Below are 17455 nucleotides of genomic sequence, written 5' to 3'. Positions count from 1 at the left end.
AATTTGGTAAATTTGCAAAATTGGGATGCTCACTCAGAATTTAGAATACTCTACCCCACTTGCGGGATAGAGTTTTGATTACGAAAAATATTTATTTTAGTTTCGCCCACCAGGGGCGAAAGCGCGTAGCGGGACGAAGTACGGTTTTAACCAATATTCAGACGCGACGTTCGAGGAATCGCTTGCCGCCGGCGCTATCACCCACTCGTACAGAATTCATGGCTTTTTTCTGACTCCTGAGTTCTGAATTCTTCTCATAAATTATGATTATAATTACCGTTTTTTTGAGAGCCGCAAATTTTTAGCACTAGTACACTGTCGGCAAAATTTTGCTTGTCTGTAGGACTTACGCACGAGTTAGGGAATAACGTAGACGCTTCTCTACGAGACGCTACGCGTAGCTTGCTTCCCGAAGGGTACGGCTTGCCGCAGGCTACCACAGAGGCGCAGAGGACACGGATAAATCAGAGTTTGAGAGATATTTTGCGTAAGTCCTAGTCTGGTTAAATCAAAGGTACTACGAACAAAAAAGACATCTGATAAAAATGAATATAGAGACGTAGCAGTGCTACATCTCTAGAAGGTTTCTGGACGAGGCATATTTAATTTCACCAAATGTCTAAAAATCCCCGACTTCTTCAAGAATTTGGGAATCTGAACCTCTCGGTGGAGAGCAAATCAAATATAGCGGTTCCTGCACAGGTGAGATACAGATAAAATAATTAATCATAGAAGAACATTAATTTTCGTAGGGTAGCACAGATGTGCCACCATACCCGTGTAGGCTCATTGAAATGTTCCCTTTAATCCTTCTCTTTTCACCGCCAAAGTACAAAAGTCCCTTAAAGACGCTTATCAAGAGAGTTAGCAGAAAGCACCCATAATACAAGCATAATTGAGAATAAAAATCTCTTTCCCTGTCATCTTTAAGCTGTTGCTTATTTTCAAGATAGACCTATTGCTTATACTTGTACTTTAAATCACAGCTTCATGGCGTTGACAATCAAAAACAACCCATGTAGGAAGCATTGGGTATTTCTTGAGGGAGATGGCGCATATAGCCATCAGCATCGGATCGGCTGCGGAAACGAGCAACAATTTCCCGTTGCGTATTCGGAAGTTGACGAGCGACTCGCCCAAGAATTGAGGCGTTCTTTATAAGCAATAGCCTGATTGTCTGATTTAGAAGCTTGGTTATCCGTATTTTCTGGCATAATGATGTTATCCGTATGAAGTTTAATGAAGGGCGCTAATTAATTTCTAGGTAAGAATGCACTAACGCTTTTTTTTATCCTGCTGACACCTTGTTATTCGATTATTTATAAATTGTCAACACTTAGCACTATCTTTTAAACCAACTAAGTTGTAATTTTTAAATGTCTATGAATCTCAAAGCCTTAATTTGCAAATCTTTTCAGGATACAATAATGCTCAAGCAGAAAGTTTGACAATTATTGGGTTTGCATTATTTGTATGCATACATATAAGTAAAGACCGTATCAGTGGGTAAGTGAATATAAGTGTCTTAAAAAATACTATTAAAATCTCAAAAGAAAAAAAACAACAATAATCTGTGTAGAATTAATGGGCAGGGACAAACTCTTAATTTTTTTATAGTGCTGTGTCTATGGCAGGCTATACGCCCACGCTCAAGCTCTATTACGAACATTTGCGTTTTTATAGTTAGTTTAGAAGAGTAGAATTTTAATAATTTATTTAGATATAAAAAGAATTTTTTCTCAGGTTTGTACTATGGGTTTAGGAATAAATATGTAGTGCAGTTGTTGAGTTTTAAAGTATCTTGACTAATGGCTATAAAATAGTTAATATTTTTCCGGTGTATTGATATTTATGATAATGCAAATACCATTTGTAACATCTATAATTCAAAAATTAGCAGATGAAATAGGAGCAGTAGTTTTAGTAGATCCAGAATGCACTTTCGTGGGACTTATTACCTTTAAAAATGGTAATAAAACCTTTTTTCGTAATAGCATATTTAGTCTTAATTCTTCTGGCTCAGTAGCAATAGCTAAAGATAAAGGGGTTTCTAGCTTTTTTTTAAATAGACTTGGCTATAAAATTCCTGAAGGAAAACATTTTTTACTGAAGAATTATGTGAAGAAATAGCTAATGCCAGAAATATAGATGAAGGATTATATTATGCTAAAGAGTTGGGATTCCCTGTAATTGTTAAGCCAATTAATCTTAGTCAAGGATTATTTGTTACAAAGGTTTATAATAAGCAAGAATACTATCAAGTAGCCAAGAAAATATTGCAAAAAACATCAGGATTTATTGTTGAGCGATTCTATAGTGGCAATGACTATAGAATTGTAGTACTTGATGATGAAGTAATTGCGGCATATCAAAGAATTCCTTTATTTATAATAGGAGATGGTAAATCTAGTATTTTGGATTTAATGAAACAGAAACAGGAATATTTTATCCAAAATGGTAGAAAAGAAATTATAGATTTTGAAGATTACAGAATCAAAAAAAACTTGAGAAGACGGAAGCTAAATTTTAATACTGTTATACCTAAGAATAATATAATCTATCTTTTAGACAATGCCAATTTATCAACAGGAGGCGAGGCAGTAGACTTCACTGAGAAAATCCATCCTGATTTTGAAAAATTAGCAATAAGTATTACAAAAGATATGGAATTGAGATTAGCAGGTGTAGATATTCTAACTAGTGATTCTAACGTCACCAATGGAAGATTATACGATAATTGAAGTAAATAGCGCTCCTAGCTTAACTCACTATGCTTCATTTGGTGAAGTTCAAACTAAAAGAGTAGAAAAGTTGTATTTAAAAGTTCTCAAAGCACTTGAAAATAAGAATAATACAAAAGAGCATTGATTTTGAGCAAAGTAAGGGTTGCTCCGTTACTGGAGACTGGGAAAGAGTCTATTTCCCAATTTAGTTGGGGTTTGCATCTAGGCTGTTGACTTTGATGAAATTTGGGCGTTTTTGACTCATACTATTTTTGTGTCATGGCAAAATCTCTCTTGTGTCATTGAGAGCTTTGCGAAGCAATGACACAAGAAAGATTTTGCGATTGCTTCGCAAAGCTCGCAATGACTACACATATTTTGCATGATTTGTTAACTTCTAAAAAGGCACAGAATCAACAGCCTAGTTTGCATCCCCATAAAAATTGTCCCAGTCTCCAATTCCTAGTTCAACTCTACCTATCTCTTTACCACTTCTTATCTAGTAAAGATTCAAATTCAGCTTGTAAGGCGGTTATGTCTGCCAATCTTGTAACTAGTAAATTATCCTTACCAGCATTACTTAAACATACTTTCCAATAACGAATACTGTCGGAGTTATTCAACCAAAATTTAATAACGGTATCTACGACTTGATCCAGATTCCAACCACACTTTTCTGGAACTGATTCCACCGATTCCAGAAACGTATCTAGTGTACACGTATGCATTCCCAAGTATTCGACGCCTTGGTGAGATGGTTTTTGTTCATTTTGCTGTTGGTGATTAAATATAAGATGTCATTGCGAGTGAAGCGAAGCAATCCCAGAGACTTTGCGATTACTTCGCTTCTTTACGAGACGCTCCGCGAAGTCTCGCAATGGCATTGTGTCTGGCTACTTTCGATAAAGCTTATTCGAGACTATTTAATGAAAATTAGAGTTGTGTTGGATCAAATTCATAAATTCCTCACGAGTTCGCACATCTTTTGCAAAAATACCGCGCATTGCACTGGTAACAGTCCAAGAACCGGGTTTCTGCACACCGCGCATTACCATACACATGTGGGTTGCTTCTATTACCACTGCAACTCCTTGGGGTTTGAGTAATCCTTGTAATGCGTCAGCTATTTGCACAGTCAAACGTTCTTGAACTTGCAAACGTCGTGCATACATTTCGCAAACACGGGCAATCTTAGATAATCCGATTACTTTGCCATTGGGAATGTAAGCAACATGAGCGCGACCAATAATTGGTAAAATATGATGTTCGCAGGAACTGAAAATGTCGATGTCCCGAACCAAAACCATTTCATTGGCTTCTTCTGTAAATACTGCTCCGTTTAGCAATTCATCCAACGATTCATGATATCCTTTTGTGAGAAACTGTAAAGCTTTCATCACCCTTTTTGGAGTATCTTTTAATCCTTCGCGGTTTGGATCTTCTCCTAGTCCAATCAGTAAAGTACGCACAGCTTGCATCATTTCAGCTTCTGTTACAGTTTGCTGTTGCTCAGTCGCTAAAGATGACAGTACCTGATCGGCAGAAGTTAGATCGGGACGAATCGATAGAGTCATTTTGTGAGTTCTGTGGGAATGTTTGATAAGTTAGCCTGTTGTTCAGATGTCAGTTACGATTGACTTCTGACTCGTAAATGAGTGTAACATAACTTTACACTTCTTAATCATACTAAACATTTTCTCAGCTTAAGAACGACACAGCGACTAAAGAACAAATCTTGGTTAATTTATGGTGGGTGTGATGGACAAAAATGCGATCGCAATGATCGCATTTGCATAGCGAATCAGTCACTACTGAAGTACAGGTAATCCTGCCAATGCCATTGCCACTTCATTTGCACTATATTCAGTATCAACAAGCCGTCCAGCTTGATAATCGATATAAGCTTGCATATCAAAATGTCCATGACCGCAAAGGTTAAACAGGATAGTTTTGCTTATACCTTCTTCCTTGCAAAGCTTTGCCTCATCGATTGTTGCTTTGACTGCATGGTTGGCTTCTGGTGCTGGTAGAATTCCTTCTGCTTGGGCAAAAGTTAATCCAGCAGCAAAGCAACCAAGTTGGTATTCAGCACGCGATTCAACTAATCCCAAATTGGCAATATGACTAACAAGCGGGGCCATACCGTGATAACGTAAACCTCCAGCATGAATTCCTTCTGGCACAAATCCACTGCCCAAAGTATGCATTTTGGTGAGTGGAGTCAAGTGAGCAGTATCACCAAAATCGTAAGCATATTTTCCACGAGTCAATGATGGACAAGCAGCAGGTTCCACAGCTATTACTTGTACATCTCGTTCTCCTCGCAGTTTAGCACCGATAAATGGAAAGGCGATTCCGGCAAGGTTACTACCGCCACCCGTGCAACCAATGACAATATCGGGGTAATCTCCTGCCATCTCTAACTGAGTCAGTGCTTCCAACCCAATCACGGTTTGATGTAGCAGTACGTGATTGAGAACACTACCTAAAGCATACTTAGTTTGTTCATCAGCAGCAGCTAATTCCACAGCTTCACTAATCGCAATCCCTAAACTGCCAGTGCTATTGGGATATTGTGCAAGAATTTTACGTCCGGCTTGGGTTTCAGTACTTGGGCTAGCAACTACCCTTGCACCGTAAGAATTCCATTAAAGCTCGGCGGTAAGGCTTTTGCTGGTAGCTGACCTTTACCATGTAAACTAACACTTCTAACCGAATAGCGCACCAGCAAAAGCTAGAGATGATCCCCACTGTCCGGCTCCCGTTTCAGTAGTTAGCTTTTTGACTCCAGCTTGTTTGTTGTAGTATGCTTGAGCGACCGCAGTATTGGGTTTGTGGCTTCCAGAAGGGCTAACACCTTCATACTTGTAGTAAATTTTGGCAGGCGTATCTAAAGCTTGTTCTAAACGACGGGCACGATAAAGAGGAGTTGGTCGCCACTGACAATAAATAGAACGGACTGCATCTGGTATTTCAATCCATCTTTGTTGACTAACTTCTTGCTCAATTAGTGCCAATGGGAACAGAGGTAATAATTCATCTGGTGTAATTGGCTTACCAGTACCAGGATTTAAAACTGGTGGTAAAGCTTCTGGCAAGTCAGCCTGGATGTTGTACCAAGCTTTTGGCATCTGGTTTTCAGTCAGAACGTATTTAACCGTGTCCATATAATTAGGTAATGCACAATTGAAAGCTATTTTACAGACTAAATAGCGATCGCTCAAACCTCACCGAAGCCAGTGCCCCAAGAAATTGTGCATTCCACCTTCGACTAAGCGAATAGTACAAGTAGATGTGATTTATCCGCCAGATTCAACACCGCCGCAAGTGCTGAGTGTAAGAACTTTAGAAAAGTAAACTGTTTGATAAATCAGATCAAATCTATTTGTGTCGGAATTATTGCTCTTTTCTCTCACTCCGCGTCCTCAGCGTCTCTGCGGTTTTTTAATTACAGGGCTTACGCAAAATAATGAAAAAACGAACCGCAATCGCGCAGCGTCTCGTTAGAGAAGGGCGCAAAGGACGCAAAGAAATAAGAGTTTCAGAGAGTTATTGCGTAAGTTCTGAATTATTCAGATGCTACCGGATTTGATATTAAACAGTTAGCTTTAATCAACTGGTTAAAATACAGATGTGTTTGACTGAACGAAGACACATCTTTAAGGGTTCTCATAACGACGCGGCGTATAAACCCAGATACTACCATCGCTGCGTTTAATAGTTCGGGTTTTTGTGGAACCAATGAGAATAATCGTCCGCATGTCGGCGCTTGCTGGTGACAACTCGTCAAGTGCGATCGCTTTGACTGTCTGTCCTGGTCTACCGAGATTCCGTGCCAAAACTACTGGTGTATCTGGTATTCGATGTTGCAACAAAATATTTTTCGCTTCTGCCAGTTGCCAAGTACGCTCTTTGGAAACAGGATTGTAGAAAGCAATTACAAAATCAGCTTCAGCAGCAGCAGCAATTCGCTGTGCGATCGCAGACCAAGGCTTCAAAATGTCAGAAAGGGAAATAGCACAGAAGTCATGTCCAAGGGGCGCACCAATAGCTGCTGCTGCTGCTTGCATAGCAGAAATGCCTGGGGCCACATGAATGTCGATACTTTCCCATTCAGGTTTAGCATAGCGATCGCAGACCTCAAAAACGGCTGTTGCCATTGCATAGATACCGGGGTCGCCAGATGAAACTACAGCTACATATCGTCCAGATGCTGCCAAATCAAGGGCCATTTTTGCCCGTGCTTCTTCTTCGCGGTTGTCGGATTCATGCCGTTGCTTGCCATCAGCCAGAGAACCGATTAAATCTAAATAAGTTTTATAACCCACGAGGTCAGTTGCCGACTTGAGAATCTCTTTCACTTCGGGAGACATCCACAGCGAACCACCAGGGCCTGTACCAATAACCGCTAACCGTCCGCGTGGCTGACCAATGGTGTTGGGGTCAATTGGTTGAGGGGCAATAGCGATCGCAATGTTAGGCGAAGGAGAAGATAAGGGGGATGTGCCTGTGGCGGCGATCGCTGCGGCTTGGGCGGGGCTATAACCTTGTGAAAGTAGACTTTCTAGCTGATTTGGGGTAAAAAAGCGGGTAGGTACTTTAAAGGCGCTAGCTACGGTGTGGATTGCTGGATCGGTAGCGGCAGTAATGGGGGCAAATATCCCGGCGACTGATGCTTTTTCTAGTGCAGTATCAGCTAGTAGCTGCTGAATTAAAGCTACTGCGTCATCAATCATGCCACTAATTGCGATCGCGATCGTTGCTGGGTGGTAGACAAGACAGTTAGCTCTAGGAGTCACCAAACGTTCTGTAACTTGGATGGTCAAATCTCCCTTTGAATCTATAGGCAGTTTACTATCGCTCAACCAAGGTGCTATTCCTTCCAGCTTGACTTGCGCCCCAGCCAGCAAATCTGAGATAAATTTCTTAGCATCGTCTGGATTCGCTAAATGGTATCCAGGGGGAGGAGACAACAACGTTGTCCCTAAACGTAAATCACCTGTAGTGGTAATTGCTGGTTTGACATCCAGCGCTTCAGCAATACGGCGTGCCAAATCGTTTACTCCACCAAGTCCGCCTAAAAGGGGGACAACAGCACTACCATCTTCAGCCACAGCTAACACTGGTGGTTCCTGCCGTTTATCCGAGAGTAGGGGAACTAGCGTCCTAATTAAAATGCCGGCGGCACAAATGCCAATTAACGGCGTTCCCTGAGCAAATAAATCGCGCACCGTCTCGCCAAAGTTTGTGAAGCTGATATCAACCCCAGATGTGCGACCCTCTAAACCGTATAAGGTCGCCCCTGGTAGGACGCTGGTTATTTTGCGTGCTACTGCCACGCTATTTTGACCTAGTATTATAATGGCGGGTGCAACGTTCATTATCATAAGTAGATATCTTGCAAAATTCTGATATCCTTCAAATGAAACCACAGATTTAGACACGTAGCGACTTCCCTTTTGAGAGCTTGGAGAATTCAAAGTGGGATGTATACGAAGAGTAACTCTTGGAGAAGCTACGCCAACGCCTAAGTGTATGATGTCTTCGTATTAGGGTTATAAACCTATTTTGGGTTTATCCCATATTAGGTTTTAGAATCTAACTGAGTTCAGTAACTATGTACTAACTCTCATTGAGATCGAATAACCATCGCCAGAAAAAGGCAATCTAAAGTGCCTAAATCAGTTTTCAGTGAAGAGTACAATCGGTTTCGCCAGCTACTTATCAAGGCTCGCCAAGCTGCCAAGCTGACTCAAGCAGAATTGTCGGCAAAGCTAGAGCTTCCGCAATCCTATGTATCAAAATATGAACGTGGAGAGCGTCGTCTTGATGTGATTGAATTTTTACAAGTTGCCCAAATCCTTGAAATAGATCCGCTTGCTTTTATCGAAGAACTGCTGAAATACCAAAAGGAGACACAATAATCATTATCCAATATGTTGATTTTAACGCAGCAGATACAATTATTAATACCCAATACCAAGACGAATGGCATGAGATTAGTACTATTCTCACAAGAATGACTTTGCACATCAAAGCTTCAGATCAAGCTGGAATTCAGGGTAATGCAATATTCGATCCAGTAGGTACGAACGAATACATTAAAGCTGCCTTTATTCATGCTGATTGGAAATCAAATATACCTATTCCAGCACCTTACAGATTTTTGGGTACAGAGGTTGATTTTGCCAAAGCTGGCATTATTATTGAAATTCAGTTTTCTAATTATCCCTTCCTACTCAATAATACTTTGCGCTCAGAATTGTTCTTCAAAGCTAAAACTGAATTTGTTGGATACCCGACTAGTCTGGTAATTCTGGTGACAAAGGCTCTGATGTTTCCTGCTTCCAACAGCACTCTTTATTACGAGCAAGCTGTTAATCAGTTAACAGCTTTGACTAAATATCAAGTTTTTGATGTACCAATCAGGTTGGTTGGATTATTTGAACAACAAAACACAATAGTGCCTATCATCTGGACTGAGTATTCATCTAAAAGATATTCTAGAATTGTGAATACTAGAGTTAGTCGCCAATGCCAAATCATTGCTGGACGTTCAGCCCGTAGTCTTTGTCTACTTAACTTATTATAAAAATTAATTTATTAACTCCATAATTTCAATTCAATTTGTTCTATTTCTTCTGCTTTTTTTACTATTTTATTTTGCAAAGAGGTTTTTTTCCCGTTACCATTAAGCTTTGGATCTAATGGAATATCTTCACCTCTTAGATTAGCTGCAAAAGCAGATTCTTCATAGATTAATCTATCTTCCATTTCTTGCAAGTGATACTCTTCTGGATAAATTTTTGCTTTGCTGCGTTCTGAAGCTTGATTTCCTACTTGCAAATCAAACTTAAATTTATCAATAGATTGCCCAGTCGTTTCAATATAATCACGCAATGTTTTTAAATTTGGAAAACAACCATTTTTATCTGGATTGCCACTGAGGCGTCGCAACGCAACTTGATGATATTTTGGTTCAATTTCTGAACCGATAAAATGGCGTTCATGATCTCTTGCAACCACTGCCGTAGTACCAGATCCCATAAATGGATCTAAAACAATATCATTTTTGTTAGTTGTAGCTAATATAATTCTAGCTACCAAGTCTTCTGGAAATTGGCAGGGATGTATAGTTTGTTCTTCATGATTATGTTTAACATTCCGAAATAGCCAAATATCACCAGGATTTTTCCCTTCAGGATTGCATGATAGTTCCCCTTTTTGGTTTCCCCGATAATGTTTTTTATTTTGATACTTTTGGGGAACTCTAATAGAATCTAAATTAAATTTATAGTTATCTGATTTAGTAAACCAAAGAATAGTTTCATGTCTACAAGAAAACTTTTTTTGGGCATGAAGACCATGTTGCCTAGCCCATATAATTCGGTTACGAGGAATTAATCTGCACGACTCTAAAATCGGAAAAAAGCGAATATCTAAAGGAATCAACATTCCTCGGTCAGAAAAAGCACCAACTTGCCAAAACAGCGAACCTGTATTTTTGAGAATCCGGCTACATTCCAGTAGCACGGCTGTTTGTTCTGCCAAATAAATCTCAAGAGCTTGCCTTGATTCGTATTCTTTACCTAGATTATAGGGTGGAGATGATACAACTAAGTCAACACATTCATCTGGTAAATTACTTAGCAGTTGTAAGCTATCCTCTAACAGAATCTGGTCTAAGGGTAGATTATCTCTATTAGTCTTCATTACGATACCTACCTCGCAAGTAATACTAGACCTTCGTCATTATAAACCTATTTTAGGTTATTAGGCAATTATTGAGAAAAATATCAATAGTAAGTAGAGTAGAATACCCCACTTACTTTGATGATCTACCATGTTAGTGTAGGCATACCCAAAGGCGATCGCTTCTTAAATTAAAGATTGGGATTCCAACCAAATCTCGAAATAATTTCTTCCCCAATCCCCAATCCCAATTTAATTCGCTTTGCGCTCTTTCAACACTTGATCTAGCAAATTTCTGGCAGGTTGTGCTTTGGCCAATGCTACTTGATGGTCATTATAAGCACGAACAAGACGAGAAAGACTGCTAACGCCTGCCTTGAGTTGCTCAAGTTCTTCACCAGCTACCAGTTCCCCATCAAGCATACGTCCAATCAACGGTTTGATGTCGCCCACTTCCTGCCGGACTTTTTGGAGCTTTTCTAGAGTACTCAGTAAAGTTTTTAGTGAGTTCAATATGTCGTCAATATCCTGCGCCTCCTCCACCAGATCAGGCGAATCTTCAATTGTTAGCGTATCTTTGTCCGAAACTGTAGACAATTCCTCTACTGACGTTTCACTTGTAACCCCGTTTGACCTAGCCATCAACGCTTCCTCAAGGAATTTTCTTCAGTGTATCGCTAATTTTAAGTTGCCAAAGATAGTATTGTTATAATTCGTTAAGTAATTATCTTTACCAAAAGCTTTAATGCGACGGTGGGCTAAAGTCATTTTCTAAAATCTGTAGATTATTTACAGTGTTGCTGGAGAAGAGATATAGCCAGATCAAAACTGTTCGGTTGAGTTTGGACTGCATAAGCTTCTCTTTCTAAATCTTGCCTGTGAATATCGGTATAGCGCATAAAAAATGGTCGGGCATAATTAATAGGCTGAATATTTAAGCCTAAAGTTTTTATTTTTCCTTTTCCCGCGCATACTTGTGCGGCATGAACCGCTTCGTGAATTATGGTCTGAGTACCAATATTTAGCTCAAAAACGACTGGATTAATCCAAATCTTTTTGGTAGATTCTTGTAATAAACCATAAGCACCTCGTTTTGGTGGTAGTTGAATTATTACCTGAAATCCAAATTTTTCTAATTGAGTTTTTAAATCTATAAATTGTTTATCAGGAGTTAGTGCTTGAGAAACTAATAATAAAGAATTTAGCAGGATAATTTCTATCATTATAATTTATAAAAATGTTGGTAGGACTTACGCAACTGGCACAAATAGCGGGCAGGACGCAGCCCTGACACGCGACAATTTAAATCAAACCAAGCACATAAGAATACTTGGGCGTTTCAGTTGCTGAATTAAATAATTAGAAAGCAAACTATGCTTGATTTGATCAATAGTTTGGCCAGTTCTATCGGCTAAATTCTTTAACCTAATCCAAACCAACATTGCACAAGCAATATGATTTCTTTGGAGTCTAGCTTTACGACACTTGCCTTAATTCAATGCCAGTTAGTTGTTTAATCTCCCTGTGAACAGGACTCTGTTTTCCAACGAATTTTACACATCTCTTGTACAACAGGAGAAATGCCAGCGTATGATCTGCGATCGCAGTTTCTGTGTTAGCAACTAAAATTCACCTTAGATGTAACTCAATGGATGGGCTTCGTACCTCAGCCCATCCTACTGCGCTTGAGTGCAAAGGACATTTTTATCTCAGTTTGCAGCTTGCGGTAAGTTCTACATTGTAGAAAGTCCCTGGTTTGGGATTAATTGAACGCAACTCCTGGATAAAAGCATTAAATCTTGTATTGCTTATGCCGAAGCCAGCTTCAGCACAAGCAGATAAACCCCCTTCAATGGGAATAGGAGATCCGGTTCTAGGACTATATACAATAAATTTATCAACGGTGCTAGTGCCGACTGCAAACCCGATAACCTGGCGAATTGTTCGCAAAGCGGCATTATCTAAGGGGCCACCAATACTGCCAACACTGATATTAACCGCACGATTTTCAGCAAATGCCGGCGCACTAATCGACAATACTGCTCCGACAATCATCAAACAGGTGAACTTCTTCATTTTCCTTTCCTCCAAAAAATTGAAAAACTAATAATTAGGTTTCGACATAAGCTTTTCAGGCATCGTATTGTACCTCACTCGACTGAAAAACTATGTAGGTAAAAAACGTGGGATAACTATTTATTATACTGTTATGCGTAAGTTCTAGTATTATTTTGGGTGAAACACTATTTTATTTACACTCTGTGTTTTAACCTAAAAAGCAAAGGACTATTATGCTCTCTCAAAAAGTCAGATGGTTCATTCCCGTAGCCTTAAGTTTACTTAGTTTGGGAGCGAATGTACAAGAAGCAAGCGCACAGAGTACGGAAAATACTTATAAATTCAGTATTGCTTACGACGCACTAGCTATCTTTGGCCCAGTCTTTAATGAGGAAAAAAACATTCTAGATGTAGCCGTAATAGGTGAAAGTATTGGTGATGGCCCCTTTCGGATTGACTAACTTTGATAGCAGAACTTACGGGCGGTTTGACGAGCGCGGAACCCAAATATTCAGTAGATTTGATGCAGATCCATCTGTATTTGGCATAGAAGGCAACCTTCGTGGCGATCGCTATTTTGGTGGTTCTAACGAGTTATTTGGAAGAGCAAGCGATAGCGCTGTCATCGATCTGGTTCAACAGACTATTGTCGGTGGTGGCATCATAAATGTCACTGGTGGAACTGGTATATTCGATAACGCTACAGGCTTAATAACTTTCACTCAAGAAGATAGGCTGACTCCAGGTTCACCTGATGGGCCCATTAACTTCTAGGGGTGTCGCTGTATTAGATTTCTCTATACGGACTCCTCAAAGAGTTTCAGAACCAGGAGCGACAACAACGTTACTTGGCTTGGGTTTTACTGGAGCAGCTTTGTTGCTACATCAATATCGTCGTCGGCTTAATAATTTTTAAAGTGAGTTCGACGGATTGAAAAAATGCTTTTATACAGTAACCATTAGCGACTTTTCGGTAATGGTTTTTCCTTTTCCCTTTCCCTTTTCCTCAAAACCTGAGAAGTATGGGGACTACTCCCAACGTTAGTTTCGTCCCTTTTAATATCAACCCCAGCCCATGATATCCATTAACACTGCTCTTAATCCCAATTAACGAAATATGGTTATGGAAATATCACTACAGGCAGATGGGTATGAAGTTATTTTTGAGGATTATCAACTGAGTAAATCTAAGCAACCAAATCGTCTGGAGCAAGAGCATTATATTCCAGAGTAAAGGGATCTAAATTACTCTTGATAATTATAATTTTTTGGACAAAAGTCTTGTGTAGTATAGAAACTTTTATTCTCTGGTGAAAGTTATTAAAGAGTATTAAGACTGAGTAATTCATCAAGATTCGTTGCAGTAAGGAGGCTTAGTCTATCGCTAAATTACGAGTTGCTCTATCTTAAAAGTAGTGAGGAAACTAAACTAAATACAAAGTTTTTTGAGAGGAATTTTATGAATTTCAACTTGAAAAAAAGTGCTGCACTCACTGTCTGTTTAAGTACATTGTGTTGGACTAGTGCTGCCCGTGCAGATGGTTGGCCAACCAGCGTAGCAGGAACTTGGTCTGTGTCAGCAAATCAGTCTGAGGGTACCCTGGTAATCAATCAGCCGAGCAGCACTCTAAATTGCCGACCCATCAGCGGTACTATCTTTACAACAGATTCAATTCAAGGGTTCTATTGCCCTTTTAGTGGCAACATTGGATTTTCACGTATCAGGAACGGCTCGACAATTCAATACTATGAAGGAAATCTTTCACAGACTGGAGCTGTCTTAAAAATAGGTGGGTCATTTTCATCCATTTTCGGCAGTTTTGGAAATTACAATTTCTCAGCTGTCAAATAATAGACATCTCTAGAAATTAGGTCTTAACCTAAGATGCACAAGGGTTATAAATTAATTTTCATCAGATGTCTAATAGGTTTGCCTATTAAACATCTCGGAAAAAAAATGTAGAGACGTAGCACTGCTACGTCTCTACAAGTGTTAGGGATAACGCATATTTAATTTCACCAGATATCTATTTAAAAAACTAGAAGAGGAATTAAGGTAGTGTATAGCTTATGCAGTTTAACTTAGACAGGATTCTTGTAAACTTGCAGGGTAGCTTCCGCTGCAACAACTTTAGGAACTTGCTACCTTGCCTATTGATACTCTTAATTAGTAACGTCTAAAAATCTACCCCTCTTTTGAGTTCTACACCTTGATTTGCATAGTGTTTGTGGCAATAAACCTCTGAGTGGACGCTAGCCAAGTCGAAGTATGCGGGTGGATTTTGGCAGCGACCAGTAATAATGATTTCGGTGTCGCGGGGTTTGCGGAGTAAAGCTTGGACAATAGGTTCAACGGGGAGTAGTTCTAAATCAACGGTGGGATTTAGTTCATCAAGAATAATAGTTTTATATAAGCCAGAGGCGATCGCAACTTTGGCAATTTCCCAACCCCGTTCGGCTTCTACATAATCTAATTCTTGCCGGGAATTTCGCCAGACGATGGCATCTCCACCACAGCGTTGATGATCCACTACTTCTGGATATGACTGCTGCAAAGCAGCGATCGCCGCGTCTTCTGTGTAGCCACTACCACCTTTGAGCCACTGCATAATCAGCACACGCGTAGATCCTGGATGATTGATTCCCCTACCAATTGCTTGTAAGGCTTTGCCCAAAGCACTAGTAGACTTACCTTTACCAGCACCAGTATAAATTTCAATCCCTTCTAAGAAAAGAGCTTTAGCTGTTGGGTGGTGATGAGGTTTCATTTCTGAGTGCAAATCTGCAATATCCAGCAATTTTTGTGGTGCGGCGCGTCCGGTGGCGATGATTTCCAACTCTTGAGGTTTGGATTTTAATGTCTTTACCACTTCATCTACTGGTAGCAAACCCAAATCCAGAACCGGGTTAATTTCATCTAAGACGACAACTGAATATAGTCCGCTAGCGATCGCACCTTTGGCTACATCCCAACCCCGCATCGCCTCATCTCGGTCAAAGGTGGTAATTTCTTCTGGGCCAAAAAATTCGGCTCTTCCAGTGCGAACCTGGTCTATTAAATGAGGAAACCCGCGCTGCAAAGCTGCGATCGCTCCATCTTCATCATAATCACGTTCCGGCCCTTTTAAAAACCGCAGCAGTAAAACGCGGTTAGAATTGCTAGGCGCATTTATCCCCAAGCCAATCGAGCGCAAAACTACTCCCAAAGCCGCTTGAGATTTACCTTTACCCAGACCATCATAGACGTGAATTTGACCAATGAGCCGTTCTTGACGCACTTGCGCCGTGCGAATACCGATACCGTTCCTTATCATCTCTCGAAAAGCTATAACGTGGCAGTCTTTAATCTTACCTAACGTCTTGTACTCTCAAATAGAAAAACTGCTCCTCTAATGCAACCGTACAATGTTCAGTTTAATGTATTAATAATGTCAATATAGGAATACTGTTACACCAGCATAGTAAAGGACAAGAACAATGGCTTGACACTCTCCTGCCTAAAGGCGAAGAGATTCTTAAGACTTCACAGACTTAATATCCTGTTTGCACAGGTTCCCAAACTCACCACGTTTGCTCATAGAGCGTGGTGATACCTTTTGGGCGTTTTGGTGATTAACACCTAGTTTCGCGGAGTCCCCACGTACTATTTTAAAACCTCTATCTCTAATAGTTTTTGCAGCACCGATGTCAGCGTGTTCGTGATATCCGCATTCTGTACAAATGAACTTCTCACCATCACGATTTGACTTATCAATATGCCCACAATTTCTGCATTCTTGGGATGAGTGTATAGGGTTAATTTTAATTACGACTTTTCCTTGCTTTGCAGCGAGATACTCAATTTTTAAAATCAACTCACTCCAGCTTGCATCAGAGATAGCGCGATTTAAACCTTTCTTTCTTGATTGTCCGTTCTTTAAAAATCTCCCGGTCGTTTCATCAGTTTTTACTTTACAGCGTTTCAACATACCGGAGATGTTTAAATCTTCTAGCGCAATAGCATCAACACTTTTAGATACTATTTTGTTAGCAATATCCCACTGATAAGCAACTCGTTTATCTGTAATCTTCTTATGAAAATGTCCTAACTTGTTTGCTGCTTTTTTACGATTTTTACTACCTTTAAGTTTTTTGCTAACTCGTCTCTGCCTAATTTTCAGAGTACGTTTAGCTTTCTTGTTGGTTGAGAATTTAGGATTATCAATTTGATGCCTATCAGACAAATGGACAAGTTTAGTAATCCCCATGTCGCAACCAAGAATAGAATTAACTTCATCTAGTGGCTTTGATATGTAGTCTGGTATGGTTTTATCTTCAATCCTAATCGATACGTACCAACCATCTTGACGCTTGCGGATTGTTGCAGCTTTGATGGTAAAACATACTGGTATTACGCGGGAATTGAAAAAACGCATCCATCCCAACTTAGGAAGATAGATTTTACTACCTTGAACTTTTACGCCCATTTGATAAGTAAAGGATGTAAAGTTACTTCGGTTTTTAAATTTGGGAAACCCTCTACCTTCTCCTGACGGAGACGCTACTTGGCGTTCAAAAAAGTTTTTATATGCAGTATCAAGGCGTTTTACATTTTGCTGTAGCACTGTAGAGTCAATTTCACTAAACCAGGGTCTAGCTTTCTTTAATTCTGGTAGTCCAGTTATTTGGATGTCTCCAGCACTACGCCGTGGGTTTTTAAGCTTGCCATCCTTATCAACTTTCGTATCTTTCCAGGGTTCACCACTCGCACCGTTCTTGCTCACAAAACAAGTCAATGGACAGGCTTCTCCCCTGGTTCTGATATCGCAATAGTCTCCCTGGAAGAACTGTTGATTATATTGGGTTATTCTGTCTGCTAAACTCCAGTTGTAAGTAGACCGCAGCATATCTACCCATCCACTCATTTTGTTCGACTGAGTGATATTAGGACGCAGCTTGTAGGCATAATTTATTAGCAAATACTATCACCTCCTGTTGTCTAC

At 39.9% G+C, this 17455-nt stretch carries 14 protein-coding genes and 5 pseudogenes; 7 read left to right on the top strand and 12 right to left on the bottom strand.

Annotated elements, in window-relative coordinates:
• Positions 1–975 precede the first annotated feature (975 nt).
• Positions 976–1214 (bottom strand): annotated as a pseudogene (locus tag ANSO36C_RS29550) (hypothetical protein).
• 643 nt (positions 1215–1857) lie between these two features.
• Here ANSO36C_RS29550 and ANSO36C_RS29545 point away from each other — a divergent pair.
• Positions 1858–2868: pseudogene (locus ANSO36C_RS29545) on the top strand (cyanophycin synthetase).
• Between the two features lie 340 nt (positions 2869–3208).
• Here the strand turns inward: ANSO36C_RS29545 and ANSO36C_RS29540 are convergent.
• From ANSO36C_RS29540 to ANSO36C_RS29530, 3 genes and pseudogenes are all read right to left on the bottom strand, one after another.
• Entirely contained in the window at positions 3209–3514 is a 306-nt protein-coding gene (locus ANSO36C_RS29540) for a hypothetical protein (RefSeq protein ID WP_251960475.1), read from the bottom strand.
• 132 nt (positions 3515–3646) lie between these two features.
• A complete protein-coding gene (gene folE / locus ANSO36C_RS29535; RefSeq protein ID WP_251957655.1) occupies positions 3647–4297 on the bottom strand; it encodes a GTP cyclohydrolase I FolE in 651 nt (216 codons plus the stop codon).
• Between the two features lie 234 nt (positions 4298–4531).
• Positions 4532–5854: pseudogene (locus ANSO36C_RS29530) on the bottom strand (TrpB-like pyridoxal phosphate-dependent enzyme).
• 118 nt (positions 5855–5972) lie between these two features.
• Here ANSO36C_RS29530 and ANSO36C_RS29525 point away from each other — a divergent pair.
• Positions 5973–6080: pseudogene (locus tag ANSO36C_RS29525) on the top strand (DUF3370 family protein); the annotation flags it as partial.
• Positions 6081–6382: 302 nt separating this feature from the next.
• Here the strand turns inward: ANSO36C_RS29525 and cobJ are convergent.
• Entirely contained in the window at positions 6383–8110 is a 1728-nt protein-coding gene (gene cobJ / locus ANSO36C_RS29520; protein WP_251957654.1) for a precorrin-3B C(17)-methyltransferase, read from the bottom strand.
• A 285-nt stretch (positions 8111–8395) separates the two neighbouring features.
• Here cobJ and ANSO36C_RS29515 point away from each other — a divergent pair, with 285 nt between their 5' ends.
• A complete protein-coding gene (locus tag ANSO36C_RS29515) occupies positions 8396–8647 on the top strand; it encodes a helix-turn-helix domain-containing protein (protein ID WP_251957653.1) in 252 nt (83 codons plus the stop codon).
• The gene (locus tag ANSO36C_RS29510) at positions 8626–9315 is read left to right on the top strand and encodes a BglII/BstYI family type II restriction endonuclease (protein ID WP_323374623.1); all 690 of its coding nucleotides are present in this window, start codon (positions 8626–8628) and stop codon (positions 9313–9315) included. The genes ANSO36C_RS29515 and ANSO36C_RS29510 overlap by 22 nt, the downstream gene beginning before the upstream one ends.
• An 11-nt stretch (positions 9316–9326) precedes the next feature.
• Here the strand turns inward: ANSO36C_RS29510 and ANSO36C_RS29505 are convergent, their stop codons facing one another.
• From ANSO36C_RS29505 to ANSO36C_RS29485, 5 genes and pseudogenes are all read right to left on the bottom strand, one after another.
• Entirely contained in the window at positions 9327–10436 is a 1110-nt protein-coding gene (locus ANSO36C_RS29505; protein WP_251957651.1) for a DNA-methyltransferase, read from the bottom strand.
• Positions 10437–10667: 231 nt separating this feature from the next.
• Positions 10668–11057: a hypothetical protein gene (locus ANSO36C_RS29500; protein ID WP_251957650.1), complete on the bottom strand. Its 390-nt coding sequence runs from the start codon at positions 11055–11057 to the stop codon at positions 10668–10670.
• A gap of 143 nt (positions 11058–11200) precedes the next feature.
• Positions 11201–11638 carry a hypothetical protein gene (locus ANSO36C_RS29495; protein ID WP_251957649.1) on the bottom strand — a complete coding sequence of 146 codons (438 nt, stop codon included), beginning with the start codon at positions 11636–11638 and terminating at the stop codon, positions 11201–11203.
• Positions 11639–11722: 84 nt separating this feature from the next.
• Positions 11723–11982 (bottom strand): annotated as a pseudogene (locus ANSO36C_RS29490) (IS701 family transposase); the annotation flags it as partial.
• Between the two features lie 137 nt (positions 11983–12119).
• A complete protein-coding gene (locus tag ANSO36C_RS29485; RefSeq protein ID WP_251957648.1) occupies positions 12120–12491 on the bottom strand; it encodes a hypothetical protein in 372 nt (123 codons plus the stop codon).
• Positions 12492–12706: 215 nt separating this feature from the next.
• Between ANSO36C_RS29485 and ANSO36C_RS29480 the strand changes: the two genes are divergently transcribed.
• The 3 genes from ANSO36C_RS29480 to ANSO36C_RS29470 are packed head-to-tail and all read left to right on the top strand — an operon-like array spanning position 12707 to position 13389.
• Complete coding sequence (locus ANSO36C_RS29480) at positions 12707–12934, top strand: hypothetical protein (protein ID WP_251957647.1); 228 nt, start codon at positions 12707–12709, stop codon at positions 12932–12934.
• Positions 12909–13247: a hypothetical protein gene (locus ANSO36C_RS29475; RefSeq protein ID WP_251957646.1), complete on the top strand. Its 339-nt coding sequence runs from the start codon at positions 12909–12911 to the stop codon at positions 13245–13247. The genes ANSO36C_RS29480 and ANSO36C_RS29475 overlap by 26 nt, the downstream gene beginning before the upstream one ends.
• The gene (locus ANSO36C_RS29470; protein WP_251957645.1) at positions 13228–13389 is read left to right on the top strand and encodes a hypothetical protein; all 162 of its coding nucleotides are present in this window, start codon (positions 13228–13230) and stop codon (positions 13387–13389) included. The genes ANSO36C_RS29475 and ANSO36C_RS29470 overlap by 20 nt, the downstream gene beginning before the upstream one ends.
• A 1261-nt stretch (positions 13390–14650) precedes the next feature.
• On the opposite strand, the gene ANSO36C_RS29465 is transcribed toward ANSO36C_RS29470, so the two are convergent.
• Positions 14651–15787, bottom strand: a complete 1137-nt coding sequence (locus ANSO36C_RS29465) for a cob(I)yrinic acid a,c-diamide adenosyltransferase (RefSeq protein WP_190941908.1) — start codon at positions 15785–15787, stop codon at positions 14651–14653.
• Between the two features lie 201 nt (positions 15788–15988).
• Entirely contained in the window at positions 15989–17431 is a 1443-nt protein-coding gene (locus ANSO36C_RS29460) for an RNA-guided endonuclease InsQ/TnpB family protein (protein WP_251957644.1), read from the bottom strand.
• Positions 17432–17455 lie beyond the last annotated feature (24 nt).

The organism is Nostoc cf. commune SO-36 (genome assembly GCF_023734775.1).
Classification (GTDB): Bacteria; Cyanobacteriota; Cyanobacteriia; order Cyanobacteriales; family Nostocaceae; genus Nostoc; species Nostoc commune_A.
This window is presented reverse-complemented; position numbering and strand designations above follow the sequence as displayed.